The 14,664-nt window shown below is 72.4% G+C and carries 10 protein-coding genes; 6 read left to right on the top strand and 4 right to left on the bottom strand.

What is annotated here, in order from left to right; all coding sequences use genetic code 11:
• Positions 1-96: 96 nt before the first annotated feature.
• Positions 97-774 carry a Crp/Fnr family transcriptional regulator gene (locus ACSNN8_RS11040; protein ID WP_020515203.1) on the bottom strand — a complete coding sequence of 226 codons (678 nt, stop codon included), beginning with the start codon at positions 772-774 and terminating at the stop codon, positions 97-99.
• 204 nt (positions 775-978) lie between these two features.
• On the opposite strand from ACSNN8_RS11040, the gene ACSNN8_RS11035 reads away from it, so the two are divergent.
• The 5 genes from ACSNN8_RS11035 (at position 979) to ACSNN8_RS11015 (ending at position 5,907) form a co-directional block, all read left to right on the top strand.
• Complete coding sequence (locus ACSNN8_RS11035; protein ID WP_436648556.1) at positions 979-2,157, top strand: CapA family protein; 1,179 nt, start codon at positions 979-981, stop codon at positions 2,155-2,157.
• A 38-nt stretch (positions 2,158-2,195) separates the two neighbouring features.
• On the top strand, positions 2,196-2,993 hold the full coding sequence (nth, locus tag ACSNN8_RS11030) for an endonuclease III (protein ID WP_436649516.1): 798 nt from the start codon (positions 2,196-2,198) through the stop codon (positions 2,991-2,993).
• Positions 2,994-3,241: 248 nt separating this feature from the next.
• Positions 3,242-3,772, top strand: coding sequence for a TlpA family protein disulfide reductase (locus ACSNN8_RS11025; RefSeq protein ID WP_436649514.1), 531 nt, complete (start codon positions 3,242-3,244; stop codon positions 3,770-3,772).
• A 214-nt stretch (positions 3,773-3,986) separates the two neighbouring features.
• A complete protein-coding gene (locus ACSNN8_RS11020) occupies positions 3,987-4,694 on the top strand; it encodes an NUDIX hydrolase (protein ID WP_436648555.1) in 708 nt (235 codons plus the stop codon).
• A 34-nt stretch (positions 4,695-4,728) separates the two neighbouring features.
• On the top strand, positions 4,729-5,907 hold the full coding sequence (locus ACSNN8_RS11015; RefSeq protein ID WP_436648554.1) for a MarP family serine protease: 1,179 nt from the start codon (positions 4,729-4,731) through the stop codon (positions 5,905-5,907).
• 1,126 nt (positions 5,908-7,033) lie between these two features.
• Here the strand turns inward: ACSNN8_RS11015 and mycP are convergent.
• Positions 7,034-8,269, bottom strand: coding sequence for a type VII secretion-associated serine protease mycosin (gene mycP, locus ACSNN8_RS11010; protein ID WP_436648553.1), 1,236 nt, complete (start codon positions 8,267-8,269; stop codon positions 7,034-7,036).
• A 118-nt stretch (positions 8,270-8,387) separates the two neighbouring features.
• Positions 8,388-12,356, bottom strand: a complete 3,969-nt coding sequence (gene eccCa, locus ACSNN8_RS11005; protein ID WP_436648552.1) for a type VII secretion protein EccCa — start codon at positions 12,354-12,356, stop codon at positions 8,388-8,390.
• Positions 12,357-12,521: 165 nt separating this feature from the next.
• On the opposite strand from eccCa, the gene eccD reads away from it, so the two are divergent.
• Positions 12,522-13,955 (top strand): type VII secretion integral membrane protein EccD, encoded by a 1,434-nt coding sequence (gene eccD, locus ACSNN8_RS11000; RefSeq protein ID WP_436648551.1) that lies wholly within the window; start codon positions 12,522-12,524, stop codon positions 13,953-13,955.
• 94 nt (positions 13,956-14,049) lie between these two features.
• Here the strand turns inward: eccD and ACSNN8_RS10995 are convergent, their stop codons facing one another.
• Positions 14,050-14,553 carry an inorganic diphosphatase gene (locus ACSNN8_RS10995; RefSeq protein ID WP_436648550.1) on the bottom strand — a complete coding sequence of 168 codons (504 nt, stop codon included), beginning with the start codon at positions 14,551-14,553 and terminating at the stop codon, positions 14,050-14,052.
• Positions 14,554-14,664: the final 111 nt, after the last annotated feature.

Raw genomic sequence — 14,664 nt, 5'->3', positions numbered from 1 at the left:
ACGGATGCGAATGCGGGTGGTTTGTAGCCTGTTCAGGCGTAATGCACGCAGTTCAGGGGCCGCCCCGACGGGACGGCCCCTGCTGGTCGGCGCGGGTCAGACGCGGGCGCGCCGCGCGAGGCGCTCGGGGTCCAGGATGATGACGCTCTTGCCGTCGAGCCGCAGCCAGGCACGCGAGGCGAAATCGGCGAGCGCCTTGTTCACCGTCTCGCGGGACGCCCCGACGAGCTGAGCCAGCTCCTCCTGGGTGAGGTCGTGCGTGACGCGCAGCACACCACCGTCGCGGGTGCCGAACCGGCCGGCCATCTGCAGCAGGTTCTTCGCGACCCGGCCGGGCACGTCGGTGAAGATCAGGTCGGCGAGCGCGTCGTTGGTGCGCCGCAGCCGGCGGGCCAGCACGCGCAGCAGCTGCTCGGCGATCTCGGGGCGGTTGTTGAGCCAGGGGCGCAGCGACGTCTTCTTGAGCCGGGCCAGCCGGGCGTCGGTCACCGCGGTCGCGGTCGCGGTGCGCGGGCCGGGGTCGAACAGCGAGAGCTCGCCGACCATGTCGGACGGACCCATGATCGAGACGAGGTTCTGCCGGCCGTCGGCCGCGCGGCGGCCGAGCTTGATCTTGCCGGACAGCACGATGTACAGGCTGTCACCGGCCTCGCCCTCGTTGAACAGGACGTCGCCCTTGCGGACCTCGACCGTGTCCATCTCCTTGGCGAGCGCCTCGGCAGCTTCCGGGTCCACGCCCTGGAAGATTCCGCTGCGCGCCAGTACCTCATCCATCGCCGCACCTCCGAACACGCGCAACGCCTGCGCTCGATCAGTCTAGGCGCACGCGGGCGTGAATCGGGCGGGCACCCCTTGATCCAGATACCGCAGGGTAACCAGTCCCGCCGTGACGGGCAGTATTTTTCGTCGCCCGGTGGAGGCGACGACAAGCCTTTCGACGGTCGTCCGCGTCGCTACCTGACGGTATCGTCGCCGTCGATGAATTCCCACCCCCCACGCCAGCGACAAGGCCTTTTCGGGCGCCCTGTCCTTACTATCACCATTGTCCTGGCTGCGCTGGCCGGCCTGGCCGCCGGCGGGGTCGCGTTCGCCCGCGCCGGTTCCGACGACGCCTCCCGGTGGCAGGAGCCGCTGCCGGCTCCCACGTCCTCCGCCTCCGCTCCCGCGCCACCGCTCGAGTCGGTGGCGGCGCAGGGCACCGTCACGCTGTCGGCCACCGGCGACATCATGATGAGCAACGCCCCCCACCGGATGCCGCCCGCCGGCGGCAAGGGGTTCTTCGACTCCGTCGAGCAGGCGCTCGCCGCCGACCTGGTGATGGGCAACCTCGAGCAGCCGCTCACCGAGAACACCGGCACCTCCAAGTGCGGCACGCCGCCGTCGCCCAACTGCTTCGCGTTCCGCTCGCCGCCCTCGTACGCCGCGCACCTCGCCGACGCCGGCTTCGACCTGGTGAACACGGCGAACAACCACGCCAAGGACTTCGGTACGCGCGGCGCGCGCAACACCCGGGCGGCGCTCGACGAGGCGGGCGTCAAATACACGGGCAACACCGACGAGATCACGGTCGTCGAGGTCAAGGGTGTCAGGGTCGCGGTGATCGGCTTCTCGTCGTACGCCGGCGCCAACAGCCTGATCGACCTCGACCAGGCGCGCTCCGTGGTCGAGCGGGCCGGTCAGCAGGCCGACCTGGTCGTCGTGCAGGTGCACATGGGCGCCGAGGGCGCGGGCGAGCAGCACGTACGCCCGGGCACCGAGACCTTCCACGGCGAGAACAGGGGCGACCCCGTCAAGTTCAGCCACACGGTGATCGACGCGGGCGCCGACCTGGTCGTCGGGCACGGGCCGCACGTGCTGCGCGGCATGGAGTTCTACCGGGGCAAGCTCATCGCGTACAGCCTCGGGAACTTCGCCGGCGGCGGGCGGACGCTCTCGCGCGCCGGGGTGCTCAAGTACGGCGGGATCCTGCACGTGACGCTGGGCAAGGACGGGTCGTACGCGGGTGGCAAGCTGCTGTCGACCGCCATGAGCTCCGAGGGGCTGCCCACCCGCGACTCCTCCGCCGAGCAGGGGCGCAAGCTCGTCGCGCGGCTCACCGCGGAGGACTTTCCCGAGACCGGCGCCCGCCTCGGCGCGGACGGGTCGATCACGCCGTAATTCCTGTCGTACCCGCGACGTACTCTTTAGCGGTGACTCTGGTGGTGCGGTCGGCTAAGCGGTTCGCGGCAGAGACGCCCATCGGGCGCAAACGACGGGCCCGCAAGATGGCCCGGGTGCTGGCCGAGACCCATCCCGACGCGCACTGTGAGCTCGACTTCACCACCCCGCTCGAGCTCGCGGTCGCCACCATCCTGTCGGCGCAGACCACCGACGTGCGGGTCAACCAGGTCACCCCCACGCTGTTCCAGCGCTACCGGACCGCGGCGGACTACGCGGCGGCCGATCGGGGCGAGCTCGAGGTGCTGCTCAAGCCCACCGGCTTCTTCCGCGCCAAGACCGACTCGCTGATCAAGCTGGGTCAGGCCCTGGTCGAGCGGCACGGCGGGGTGCTGCCCGCCCGGCTCGACGACCTGGTGGCGCTGCCCGGCATCGGCCGCAAGACGGCGAACGTCATCCTCGGCAACGCGTTCGACGTTCCCGGCATCACCGTCGACACCCACTTCCGGCGGCTCACCAACCGCTTCGGCTGGGTCGCCGAGGAAGACCCCGTGAAGATCGAGTTTCTGGTCGCCGACCTCATCGAGAAACGCGACTGGACGATGCTGTCGCACCGGGTGATCTTCCATGGCCGGCGCGTCTGCCATGCCCGCAAGCCGGCCTGCGGAGCCTGCACCCTGGCGCCGATGTGCCCCTCCTACGGCACCGGCCCCACCGAGGCCGCCGCGGCCGCCAAGCTGCTCAAGGGCCCCCGCGCCCGCGACCTGGCCGCCGCCGCCGGCGTCGACCCCGACCTGGTCCCCGCCGCCGCCGTCGCCGCCCCGGAGGCCCCGTGAGACTCCCGCGGCCGTCCGCCCCCTCCCCGCGGCGCCCCGCCCTCTTGGTGCGCTGCGGCTCCTTGCGGCGCCGCGCCTCCCTGTTACGCCCCGTCTCCTTCCCGCCACGCGCCTCCCTACTGCGCCCTGCGTCCCTGTTGCGCCCCGTCTCCTTGCCGCGCCCGGCATCTTTGCCTCGGACTGTCTTGCCCCGTGGCGCATCGCGTTCACGCGGCGTGTCGCTGCCGCGGCTGTTCGCTGTCCCGTTGGTGCTCCTGCTTGCCGCGGTGACTGCCGCATGCTCCGACGACGAGCCCGCCGTCGCCTCACCGTTCGCGGGTTGTGAGGCCCTCACCGCATCCTCGTCCGCTCCGCCGGCCACCGGGCTGCCCGACGTGTCATTGCCGTGCTTCTCCGGCGACGGCGGCGCCATTGCGCTGCGCTCCCTCCGCGGGCCCGCGGTGATCAACCTGTGGGCGTCCTGGTGCCAGCCGTGCCGGGCCGAGCTGCCGGTCATGCAGAGCCTGGCCGACAAGGCCGCCGGACGGCTCACCGTCCTGGGCGTCGACACCGGCGACCAGCGCGACAAGGGCGCCTCGTTCGCCGGCGACAAGGGCGTGCGCATGCCGACGCTCTTCGACGAGAAAAGCCTGCTGCTCAACGGTCTGGGCCGCGTCAACCTGCCGGTCACGGTCTTCCTCGACGCTGCCGGGCGCTCCTACGTACACCCCCTGCCCCTGGACGCCGCGGGCCTCGCCGAGCAGGTCCGCAAGCACACCGGCGTGACGGTGACCCCGTGAGCGCGCCGCACGTTCTTCCCGCCGGCCGCTTCGCGGTTGCCGGTCGCTTCGCGGTTGCCGGTCGTTCCGCGGTTGCCGGTCGTTCCGCGGTTGCCGGTCGTTCCGCGGTTGCCGGTCGTTCCGCGGTTGCCGGTCGTTCCGCGGTTGCCGGTCGTTCCGCGGTTGCCGGTCGCTCCGCCGTGGTCGGCTTTTCCGCGGCTCCCGGGGTGGCTTGGTGAGCCGGGCGCGTCTCCTGGCCCGGCCGGACGGGCTGCCCGACTGGTTCGAGCCGCTGCTGACCCGCGTCGGCGAGAGCGGCACCGCGGACTTCACCCCGCTGCGCACCCCGCCCGGCGGCGGGCGGCCCAGTGCCGTACTGGTGCTGATCGGCGACGGCGAAGCCGGACCCGACCTGCTGGTCCTCCAGCGCGCCGCGACCATGCGCAACCACGCCGGGCAGCCCGCCTTCCCCGGCGGCGGCACCGACCCCGAGGACGCCGACGCCGTGGCGACCGCGCTGCGCGAGGCCAACGAGGAGGTCGGCCTCGACCCGTCCAGCGCCGAGGCGCTCGCGCTGCTGCCCGACCTCTACATCCCGGTCAGCTCGTTCGTCGTCACCCCGGTGCTCGCCTGGTGGCGGCGCCCGCACCCGGTGCACCCCCGCCAGGCCGCCGAGGTCGCGCATGTGGCGCGGCTCCCGATCGGTGAACTGGTCGACCCGCGCAACCGTATCCGGGTGCGGCACCCCAGCGGCTGGATCGGTCCGGCGTTCCAGGTGCGCGGCATGCTGGTCTGGGGCTTCACGGCAGGGGTGATCTCGACGTTGCTCGACATGGGTGGCTGGACGCGGCCGTGGCAGCCCGGCGCCCTGGTCGAACTGCCCGACGCGAGCACTCCGGTGCCGGCCAGCCGTGGCGGCGCGCCCGACGAGGTTCTGCCGTGACCCGTCGCTGGCCCGCCACTTCTACCCTGGGTGAGTGTCCGTGGTCGATGGCATCCTGATCCTGCTCATGCTGGTCTTCGCGATCAGCGGCTACCGCCAGGGCTTCGTCATCGGCGCGCTCTCGTTCGGCGGCTTCTTCAGCGGGGTGCTGATCGGCCTGCAGGTCGGCCCGCTGATCGCCGACCGCTTCACCGACCCGACGGCCCGCCTGGTCGTCTCGCTGGTCACCATCTTCGCGCTCGCCGTGCTCGGGCAGACGCTGGCCGGCTGGCTTGGCACCCACCTGCGCCGGGCGATCCAGAGCCGCCCGCTGCAGAAGGCCGACGACGCCGGCGGCGCCGCCGTCTCGGTGCTCGCCGTGCTGCTCGTCGCCTCGCTGATCGCGGTGCCGCTGGGCTCCACGCCGTTCCCCGGCCTGAACCGCGAGGTCCGCAACAGCGCCATCCTCGGCGGCCTCGAGCGCGTCATGCCCGACCAGGCCGAGGCGCTCTCCGGCGCGCTCCGCGACACCCTCGACACCAGCGGCTTCCCCGCCGTGTTCGGCGGGCTCACCCCCACCGACGCCAAGGACGTCGCAGCACCGGACCCCGCTCTCAAGGGCTCCCAGATCGTGCAGCGGTCGAAGCGCTCGGTCATCAAGGTGCTGGGCACGGCGCCCAGCTGCTCGAGGCGCATCGAGGGCTCCGGTTTCGTCTACGCCGACGAGCGCGTGATGACCAACGCGCACGTCGTCGCCGGCACCGAGAGCACAACCGTCGAGGTCAACGGCCGCCAGCGCAACGCGACGGTCGTCGTCTACGACCCCGACCGCGACCTGGCCGTGCTGCACGTACCCGGCCTGACCGCGCCCGTGATGCCCTTCGTCCGCAAGGAAGCCAACACCGGCGCCAGCGCCATCGTGCTGGGCTACCCGCAGGACGGCCCCTACGACGCCCAGTCGGCCCGGGTACGCGACGTCGGCCGCATCACGGGCCCCGACATCTACGACTCCGGCGACGTCACGCGCGAGATCTACACGATCCGCGCCCTGGTCCGCAGCGGCAACTCCGGCGGCCCGCTGATCACCACGAACGGCCAGGTGCTGGGCGTCATCTTCGCGGCCGCCGCCGATGACAAGAACACCGGCTTCGCCCTGACCGCCGACGAGGCCGCTCCGGTCGCCCGGGCCGGCGTGACCCGCACCCGAGGCGTCCGCACCGGCGACTGCGCCTGATCGCGCTCCCCGCTCTTCGCGGGCCTGATCGCGCTGCCCGCCCTTCGCGGGCCTGATCGCGCTCCCCGCCCTTCGCGGGCCCGAGCAGGCTCTACCCTTCGCGGGCTCGAGCGGGCTCCACCCTTCGTCGGCCTGAGCGGACGGTGCATGATTCTGGAGCTCTGCGGGGGTGCTCCGCTATGTGGGGTGGCGGTTTGTGGGCGCGCCAGAACTCAGCCGATGCAGGTTGTCGTCGTCTTCGGCTCCTTCCGATCCAGCAGTTGGTGTGTCCCTGGGCGGTAATAAGGCTCGCATGCCGAGCCAGTCGTGCGGCTGTCTGTGGATAAGTCCGGGCGGTTGGCTCGGCCGCTCGAGTCGCCTGTGGACAATCCGAATTTCTGTCGGTGGAGGGGCGTAGCGTCACCGCCGAACCCCGGGTGGGTGGGGGAGGCGGTGGCTGTACCGCGATCTTGAAGTTCTGGGAATGCGCTGTGAAGTGTTGGGGAGCTCGCTCCGTGGAGCGCCGGGGGAGTCAAGGCGAGCGCAGGTGGGAAGCGGGCGCTACACGCGGGCGTGGCGATAGGCGAGACCGCGGGAATCGGCTGTGGGATGGGCGATGCCGCGGCGGGTGCAGTGCTTGCGCGGCTGTATGCGGGACCAATGGGACGAACGTTGGAGCAGCGCGTCAGGGAAGAACGCGCGGCGGCTAGAGGACGGTGCAGGCGGCTGCCGGAGGAAGCGCGGTGGCAGCTGGAGGCACGGGCGGGCCTGAGGAGGCGCGGTGGCTGCTGGAGGCACGCGGCTGGATGGGCGGCGGGGACGGTGGGAGCGACCGCGGCAGGCGTCCGTTGGGATGCGGGCGATCGGCAGGGAACGGCGCGGGTGACCGACGCGCTGCGAGCGGCCGACAGGGGGCGTGCGGGCAGCTCGAGGGCGGCGCACGGGGTGGAAGGGTGCGAGTGGGCGCCACGCGGACAACCGTGGGTGGCGCACCCAGGCGATAAGGGGAGAGGCGGACAGCCAGTTGTGCCGCACCGGGGTGCGAAGGCGGGCGGCCGTGCAAGGAAAGACGTACTCGGCCGACGGGCGAGTGGCGGTCCGGGCGACTCACCAGGGCGACGGAAGGACGGCCGGGGAGGCTGATCCGTCAGGTGGTGCCGGCGAAGCGGCGGACTGTCAGGACGGCGGCTACCGCTGAGATCAGGAAAAGGGCGCCCGCGGCCCACCAGCTGCGATGGCTGGGAGATGGTGGGGCGGCCAGCGGAGCGGCGCCGCTGCCGGACTCGGTGCGGGGGGAGGCGGGAACCAGCTCCTTGGTGGTGCCGTCGGGCGCCGACTGGGCCTGGCCGGGAGCGGGAGCGCTGCCGAAACGGGCGATGCCGGGGGAAGGAGAGGTGTCGAGCGGGTTCTCGAAGACGGGCGGGACCGAGGCGGTCAGGGCGCCGACGGGGTCGACGAAACCGAAGCCGAAGGTGGCGTCGCGGCCGGCCGGGCCTCTGTCTTTCGCCGTGCGGATGATGCGGTTGATGACCTCGCCGGCCGGCATCTGGGGCCAGCGGGAACGGATGAGCGCTGCGGTGGCCGAGACCATGGGGGCGGCGAAGCTGGTGCCCTGCACCTTCCAGTACTGGCCGCCGGTGTTGGCGCCGACCAGCTGGGTGGCGGGGGCGGTGACGACGGTTTCCTTGCCGGTGATCGAACCCGACCAGAGCGCTTGGCCGTCGCGTTCCATGCCGGCGACGGCCAGCACGCCGGGCTCGCGGGCCGGATACCACACGCCGGTGGACGAGGAGGCGCTCGTGTTGCCGGTGCAGGCGATCACGACGACGTCCTTGGCGAACGCGTAGTCGAGGGCGGCGGCCAGGGCGGCGCTGCTGCCGTTGCCGCCCAGCGAGAGGTTGATGACCCGTGCGCCGCGGTCGACGGCCCAGCGGACGCCCTGCGCGACGATCAGCGCGTCGCTGTAGCGGTTGTCCTCGTCCAGCACCCGTACGGGAAGGATCTTGGCCTTGGGGGCGATGCCGACCACGCCGTTCGCGTCGTCGTTGCGGCCGGCGATGATCGCGGAGACCGTGGTGCCGTGGCCGACCAGGTCGGTGTCGCCGTCGCCCTTCTCGTCGACCAGGTCGAGGCCGGAGAGCACCTGGCCCTGCAGGTCGGGGTGGTCGGCGTCGACGCCGGAGTCGATCACGGCGACCGTCACGCCGGAGCCGTTGGCATAGGTCCACGCGTCGGCGACGTTCAGCTCGCTCAGATGCCACTCGTCGGCCCGCACGGAATCGCCCTGAAGCGGAACAGGCTCGGCGAAAGCGGGCGTCGCGGGCACGCCTAGCGCGAAGACCCCGGCCGTCGCGGCCGCGGCCAGTCGGCGACCACTCACCAAGGCGCACCGCCTCCAAAGGCTGGGAACACGGTCGATGCAGATTACTCCGAAACGGTGTCCGATTGCGGTGATCCGTCGATCCTTGTCGCACCGGCTGTCTGTCAATTCGCGGGGCAGGTCAGTACGGCGCCAGGTGGGCCAACTGAATCAGCCGTACGCCCTCACGCCGGGTGACCAGCCGCCCGCGGCCCGGCGGCAGCAGCGCCGGCCGTACGGGGCCGACCAGCGGGCCCTCGTCCGACGGCCCGGACATCACCAGGCCGGGCGCCGACAGCTCGCGCAGCCGCTGGATCACCGGCTCGTAGAGCGCCCGGCCCGCGCCGCCCACGCGCCGCGTCAGGATCAGGTGCAGGCCCACGTCGCGGGCCTGCGGCAGGTATTCCATCAGCGGGGTGAGCGGGTTGGTCGGCCCGGCCACGACCAGGTCGTAGTCGTCGACCAGCACGAACAGCTCCGGCCCGGTCCACCACGAGCGCTCGCGCAGCTGCTGGGCCGTCACGTCGGGGCCGGGCAGGCGGCGTTCCATGTAGCCGGCCACCGACTGCATGAGCTCCAGCGTCTTCTGCGCCTGGATCCCGTAGCCGATGCGGTGCTCGGACTCCGGAAGGTCCATGAGGGACCGCCGGTAGTCGACCAGGATGATCCGCGCCTCCTCGGGCGCGAACCGCCGGGTGATCGTGGTGGCCAGCGCGCGCAGGAACGACGACTTGCCGCACTCGGCGTCGCCGAACAGCAGGAAGTGCGGGTCGGAGGCGAAGTCGATCTCGACGGGCTGCAGGTCGGCCTCGCTGATGCCGATGGGCAGGCGCAGCCCGCGGCTGCGGGTGAGGTCGAGGTCGGCGTACGGGACCTGGGCCGGCAGCAGCCGTACCCGCGGCGCAAGGGCGCCGTGCCAGTTCGCCGTGATCTCCTTGACCAGGTCGGTCGTGTCGGCGAGCGTGCTCAGCTCGGGTCGCACGGTGAGCAGGTGCAGGAACTTGTTCTTGTCCGTCGGGTGTTCGACGATGCCGCGGCCCGGCTTCTCGGGCACGGTCATCGCGGCGCGGCGGTTCACCGCGGAGTCGCTGGGGTCGCCGAGGCGCAGCTCGAGCCGCGAGCCGAACAGGTCGCGGATACCGGGACGGAAGTCCATCCAGCGCGAGGTCGCGGCGACGACGTGGATGCCGTACGACAGCCCGCGGGTGGCGATGTCGGTGATGACGGGCTCGAGCTCTTCGTACTCCTTGCGCAGCGTGGCCCAGCCGTCGATCACCAGGAACACGTCGCCGAACGGGTCGTCGTCGCCGGCCTGCGAGGCGGTGTTCGCGCGGCGGCGCCGGTAGGACGCCATCGAGTCGATGCCCATCGCGGCGAAGCGCGCCTCCCGCTCGTTGAGCAGGGTGGACATCTCGCCGACCGTACGCCGGACGCCGACCGTGTCGAGCCGGCCGGAGACGCCGCCGACGTGCGGAAGGTCGCGCAGCGTGCCCAGCGCGCCGCCGCCGAAGTCGAGGCAGTAGACCTGCACCTCGGCGGGGGTGTGGGTGAGCGCGAGCCCGCAGATCATCGAGCGCAGCGCCGTGGACTTGCCGCTCATCGTCGAGCCGACCACCGCGACGTGCCCGGCCGCGCCGGACAGCTGCAGCCACATGACGTCGCGCACCTGCTCGCGCGGCTTGTCGACCATCGCGATCGGCACCTGCAGGGCGCCGTGCAGCTCGGGGTTGGCGAACGCCAGCCCGCGGACCGGGTCGGCGACCACCGGGCCGAGCAGCTCGTCGAGCGCGGCGGACTGGGTCAGCGGCGGCAGCCACACCTGGTGGGCGGGCGGTCCCTGCCCGCCGAGCCGGTCCACCATCACGTCGAGCACGCTCTCGCCGGCGGGGATCTCCTCGGGCGCGGGCTCGACGGGCTTGATCGGCTTCGGCGCGGGCACGTATCGGGTCGAATACGCCAGCACCTGCGGTTCCGCGCCCGCGCCCCCGGCCGCGGTGCGCGCGCCGGCCCTGGGCAACGGCCCCGAGACGTACGCCGCCTTGAAGCGCAGCAGCGGCTCGGTGCCGAACTTGAGGTAGCCGTGGCCGGGCGACCGCGGGAGCTCGTAGGCGTCGGGCACCCCGAGCACGGCCCGCGACTCGAGCGCCGAGAAGGTCCGCAGGCCCACCCGGTAGGACAGGTGGGTGTCCAGCCCGCGCAGCCGGCCCTCCTCGAGCCGCTGGCTGGCCAGCAACAGGTGCACGCCGAGCGACCGGCCCAGCCGTCCGATCTGGACGAACAGGTCGATGAAGTCGGGCTTGGCGCTGAGCAGCTCGGAGAACTCGTCGCAGATCACCAGCAGCGAAGGCAGCGGGGGCAGCGCGGCGCCGCCGGCCCGGGCCTTCTCGTAGTCGCGGATGCTGGCGTAGTTGCCCGCCTTGCGCAGCAGCTCCTGCCGCCGGATCATCTCGCCGTCGATCGCGTCGACCATGCGGTCGACCAGCGGCAGCTCGTCGGCCAGGTTGGTGATCACGGCCGCGGTGTGCGGCAGGCGGTCGAGCGAGGCGAAGGTCGCGCCGCCCTTGAAGTCGATCAGGACGAAGTTGAGCGTCTCGGACGAGTGCGTGGTCGCCAGCGCCAGCACGAGCGTGCGCAGCAGTTCCGACTTGCCGGAACCGGTGGCGCCGATCAGCAGGCCGTGGGGGCCCATGCCGTCCTGCGCCGACTCCTTGAGGTCGAGCTCGACGGGAGCGCCGTCGGCGCCCACGCCGATCGGCACGCGCAGCTTGTCCCGGTTGGGCCGTGGCATCCACGCCTGGGCCACGCTGAACGTCTCGGGGTCGCCGATGCCGAGCAGGTCGGCCAGCCCCAGCTCGGCGGCGAGCGGGGTATCGGACGACTTGGACATCGCGGCCAGCCGCAGCGGGGCCAGCCGGCGGGCGACCGCCTCGGCCTGCTCGACGCTGAGCTGGTCGGGCACGCCGACCTCGGCCTCGTGCTCCATCGAGTACGTGTTGAGCACCCGGCGCCCGCCGTGGTGCGCGACCTCCAGCACGAGCAACGAGCGGTCGAGCAGCCGCGGCGGCTGCTCATCGAGGTCGAGCACGGTGACGCCGTCGATGCCGTCGTCGAGCTGCGTGGCGCCCTTGAGGTCGGCGCCGTCGAGCACGATCACCACGTGCGGCGTGCTCACGCTCTGGCCCATCGGGTTGAAGCGCGGCCGGTTGCCGATCACGTCCTCGAGCAGGTGCTCGAGCTCCTGGCCGGTGCCGGCGACCAGCCGCACGTGGCCCAGCGCGTCGGTGCGGGCCGGGTGCAGGTTGTGCGGCAGCCACTTGACCCACTCCCACGACGCCCGCCGCTCGGGACCGGCGCAGACGGCGACGATCAGGTCGTCGGGCGCGTGGAAGGTGGCGAGCTGGGCGACCACCGCGCGGGCGAGGCCCTGCACGTCACGGTCGGTGCCGGGGCCGCTGCCGCGCAGGAAGACCCGCGCGAACCCGCGCAGCGAGGCGGCCACGGGCAGGTCGGGAACCACCGAGTACGCGTCGAGGAAGCGGCGCAGCGCTCCCGCGGTCATCGGCTCGAGCTCGTCCAGCGGCCGGGTGACCGGCGGGATCAGCGGCGTGGCCAGCGTCTGCGGCCCGACCGCCAGCCGGACGACGCCGAAGTCGGGGTCGCTGGTGCGCCTCTCCCATACTCGGTGGCTGCCGGCGGTGGACCAGAGTTTGGTGGGATCGGGATGACGGTAGAGCAGGCCGACGCGCTGCTTGCGGGCCGTCTCGCGGACGCGTTTGCGCAGGCCGGAGAGGTGCCGCAGGTATTCGCGGCGGGCGGCCATCATCTCCGCCTTCTTGGGCGAGCCACTGGAGCCGAAGCTGGTGGCGAGCATCGCGATCGAGGAGATGCCGAACAGGCCACCGATCACATAGGAGTACGCGCCCGTGCGGCCCTGGCCCATCATCATCGCCATCGCGACGGAGCCGCCCAGCATCGGCAGCGCCATCGCCGCCTGCTGCCAGCGGCCGCCCGTGCTCTGCGGGATCTCGGGCGGCGGCTCGACGGCGATCTCACCGGTCGGAATCTCCGGCGCGGGCCGCCGGGCCGACCGCTTGATCACCACCGTGCTCATGCCGCTTTTGACCCTTTCCGTCCACAAAGGCGGGATGGTCACCCGCTGTGCGCCTGCCCGTCGCCGGGCGTGGCGTCGGCCCCATGGTAGGTAAAGTGCGCTCGCGTCCGCAGCTTCGTCATCGTCGATGTGGATAAGCCGGCGCACGCGAGCAGGAGGTTGTGGATGAGCATCGGTCTGGCCCGGGTCACGATCAGCGCTCCGCAGCGCCGCATCGACGTGGCCCTGCCCGAGCACGTGCCGCTGGCCGAGCTGCTGCCCGAGGTGCTGCGGCACGCGGGTGAGGGCCTCGCGGACGACGGCGAGAAACACGGCGGGTGGGTGCTGCGGCGCACCGACGGCGTCGCGCTGGCGACTACTCAGGGTCTGTTCCCTCAGGGCGTACGCGACGGCGAGGTGCTGCATCTCGTCCCGGCCCACGACGAGTGGCCCGAGCTCGAGTACGACGACGTGGTGGAGGCCATCGCCGAGGGCGCGCGCCGCCGCGGCAGCGCCTGGACGCCCGCCTCGACCCGCACGGCGACGCTGGTCGGCGCCGGGGTGCTGCTCGTGATCGCGCTGCTGGCGGTGCTCGCCGAGGGCCCGGGGTGGACCGGTGCGGCGTACGCGGGTCTCGGGCTCGCGCTGCTGCTCGCGCTCGCCGGTGTGACGGCCTCCCGGGCGTACGGGGACGCCCGCGCGGGAGCCGCCCTGGGTGCGTACGCGATGCCGTTCGCCTTCGCCGGCGGCGCGGTGCTGGTCGCCACCGACGACCGGGTCGGCGTCGTGGGGCTGCTGCCGTGGCTGGGCGGTTCCGAGCTGCTGGCCGGCTCGGTGGCGCTGCTGCTGATCGCCGCGCTCGGCGGGGTCGGCGTGGCCGCGCAGCTGCGGCTGTTCACCGCGGGCGCCGTGGTCGGGCTGCTCGGCGCGATCACGGCCTTGACCAGCATGGTCACGACCGCCGCGGGTTCCGCCGCCGTGCTGCTCTCGATCCTGGTGTGCGGGATCGGCGCGATGCCGCTGCTCGCCATCCGCTTCGGCAAGATGCCCACGCCGCCGGTCACGCTGCCCACCGGCGCCGAGGCCGCCGAGGACTTCACCACGGCCAGCGCCTCGAACGCGCTCGACGCCGCGCGCGAGCGCCCCGACCGGGCGACCGTCTTCGCGGCCGTGACCCGCACCGAGGAACTGCTCGCCGGCATGCTGCTCGGGCACGCCGTGCTGGCGGTGGGCGCGTTCGCCGTGCTGGCCGTCACCGGCACGCTGTCGGGCCGCATCCTGATCGCCGTGTCCGCGGCGGCGCTGCTGCTGCGCTCGCGGCTGTTCGTGACGCTGCGGCAGCGGGTGCCGCTGGTGGTGGGCGGGCTGGCCGGGGTCGCCGCGCTCGGCGTCGACCTGCTGCGCGGCGCCAACGCGACGGTGCTGCTCGGCGTGGCCGCGGCGGCGCTGGTGCTGGCGTTGATCACGGTGGTGGCCGGGGCGACGTACTCCCGCAAGCCGCCCTCGCCCTATCTGGGCCGGGCCGCGGACCTGTTCGACACGCTCGTGGTGGTCTCGGTGATCCCGGTGGCCTGCGCGGTGGTCGGCCTCTACGACGCCGTCGGCGACATCAGCATCTGAAAAGCAGCGCGCGGGCGGCTTTCACCGCCCGCGCGCGGGACGTGCGGGAGCCGCGCGACGTCGGCGGGCGACGGCGGGGCGCGGCGGTGCTACGTCAGTGCTCCTGGCCCTCGGCCTCGGCGGCCTCCTGGCGCTTGAACGAGGCGCGGATCTCCTCCTCGGCCTCGACACGGCCGGTCCAGGTGGCGCCCTCGACCGACTTGCCGGGCTCGAGGTCCTTGTAGACCGTGAAGAAGTGCTGGATCTCCATGCGGTCGAACTCGCCGAGGTGGTGGATGTCGCGCAGGTGCTCCTGGCGCGGGTCCTCGTAGGGGACGCAGAGGACCTTGTCGTCGCGGCCCTTCTCGTCGGTCATCCGGTACATGCCGATGGCCCGCGCGCGGATCAGGCAGCCGGGGAAGGTCGGCTCCTGCACCAGCACCAGCGCGTCCAGCGGGTCGCCGTCCTGACCGAGCGTGCCCTCGATGAAGCCGTAGTCGGCCGGGTACTGCGTCGAGGTGAACAGCGTCCGGTCGAGCCGGATGCGGCCCGTCTTGTGGTCGACCTCGTACTTGTTGCGGTGCCCCTTGGGGATCTCAACCACTACGTCGAAATCCATGATGTGCTCCCTTGTTCGCCCGCTTGAGAGGAAAACCGGTCCACGGGCGGGAAGAACTGCGGCCGACGATCGGCGGCCGACAGGATCCGCGCGCGACGGTGTGCCGGATGT

Source organism: Actinoplanes sp. URMC 104 (assembly GCF_051386375.1).
Classification (GTDB): domain Bacteria; phylum Actinomycetota; class Actinomycetes; order Mycobacteriales; family Micromonosporaceae; genus Actinoplanes.
This window is presented reverse-complemented; position numbering and strand designations above follow the sequence as displayed.

Bases quoted from the DNA above. Each gene is read 5' to 3' on its own strand.
- ACSNN8_RS11040 (WP_020515203.1), bottom strand. From the start codon at position 774: ATGGATGAGGTACTGGCGCGCAGCGGAATCTTCCAGGGCGTGGACCCG.
- eccCa (WP_436648552.1), bottom strand. From the start codon at position 12,356: ATGAGCACGGTGGTGATCAAGCGGTCGGCCCGGCGGCCCGCGCCGGAG.
- ACSNN8_RS11035 (WP_436648556.1), top strand. From the start codon at position 979: ATGAATTCCCACCCCCCACGCCAGCGACAAGGCCTTTTCGGGCGCCCT.
- ACSNN8_RS10995 (WP_436648550.1), bottom strand. From the start codon at position 14,553: ATGGATTTCGACGTAGTGGTTGAGATCCCCAAGGGGCACCGCAACAAG.
- eccD (WP_436648551.1), top strand. From the start codon at position 12,522: ATGAGCATCGGTCTGGCCCGGGTCACGATCAGCGCTCCGCAGCGCCGC.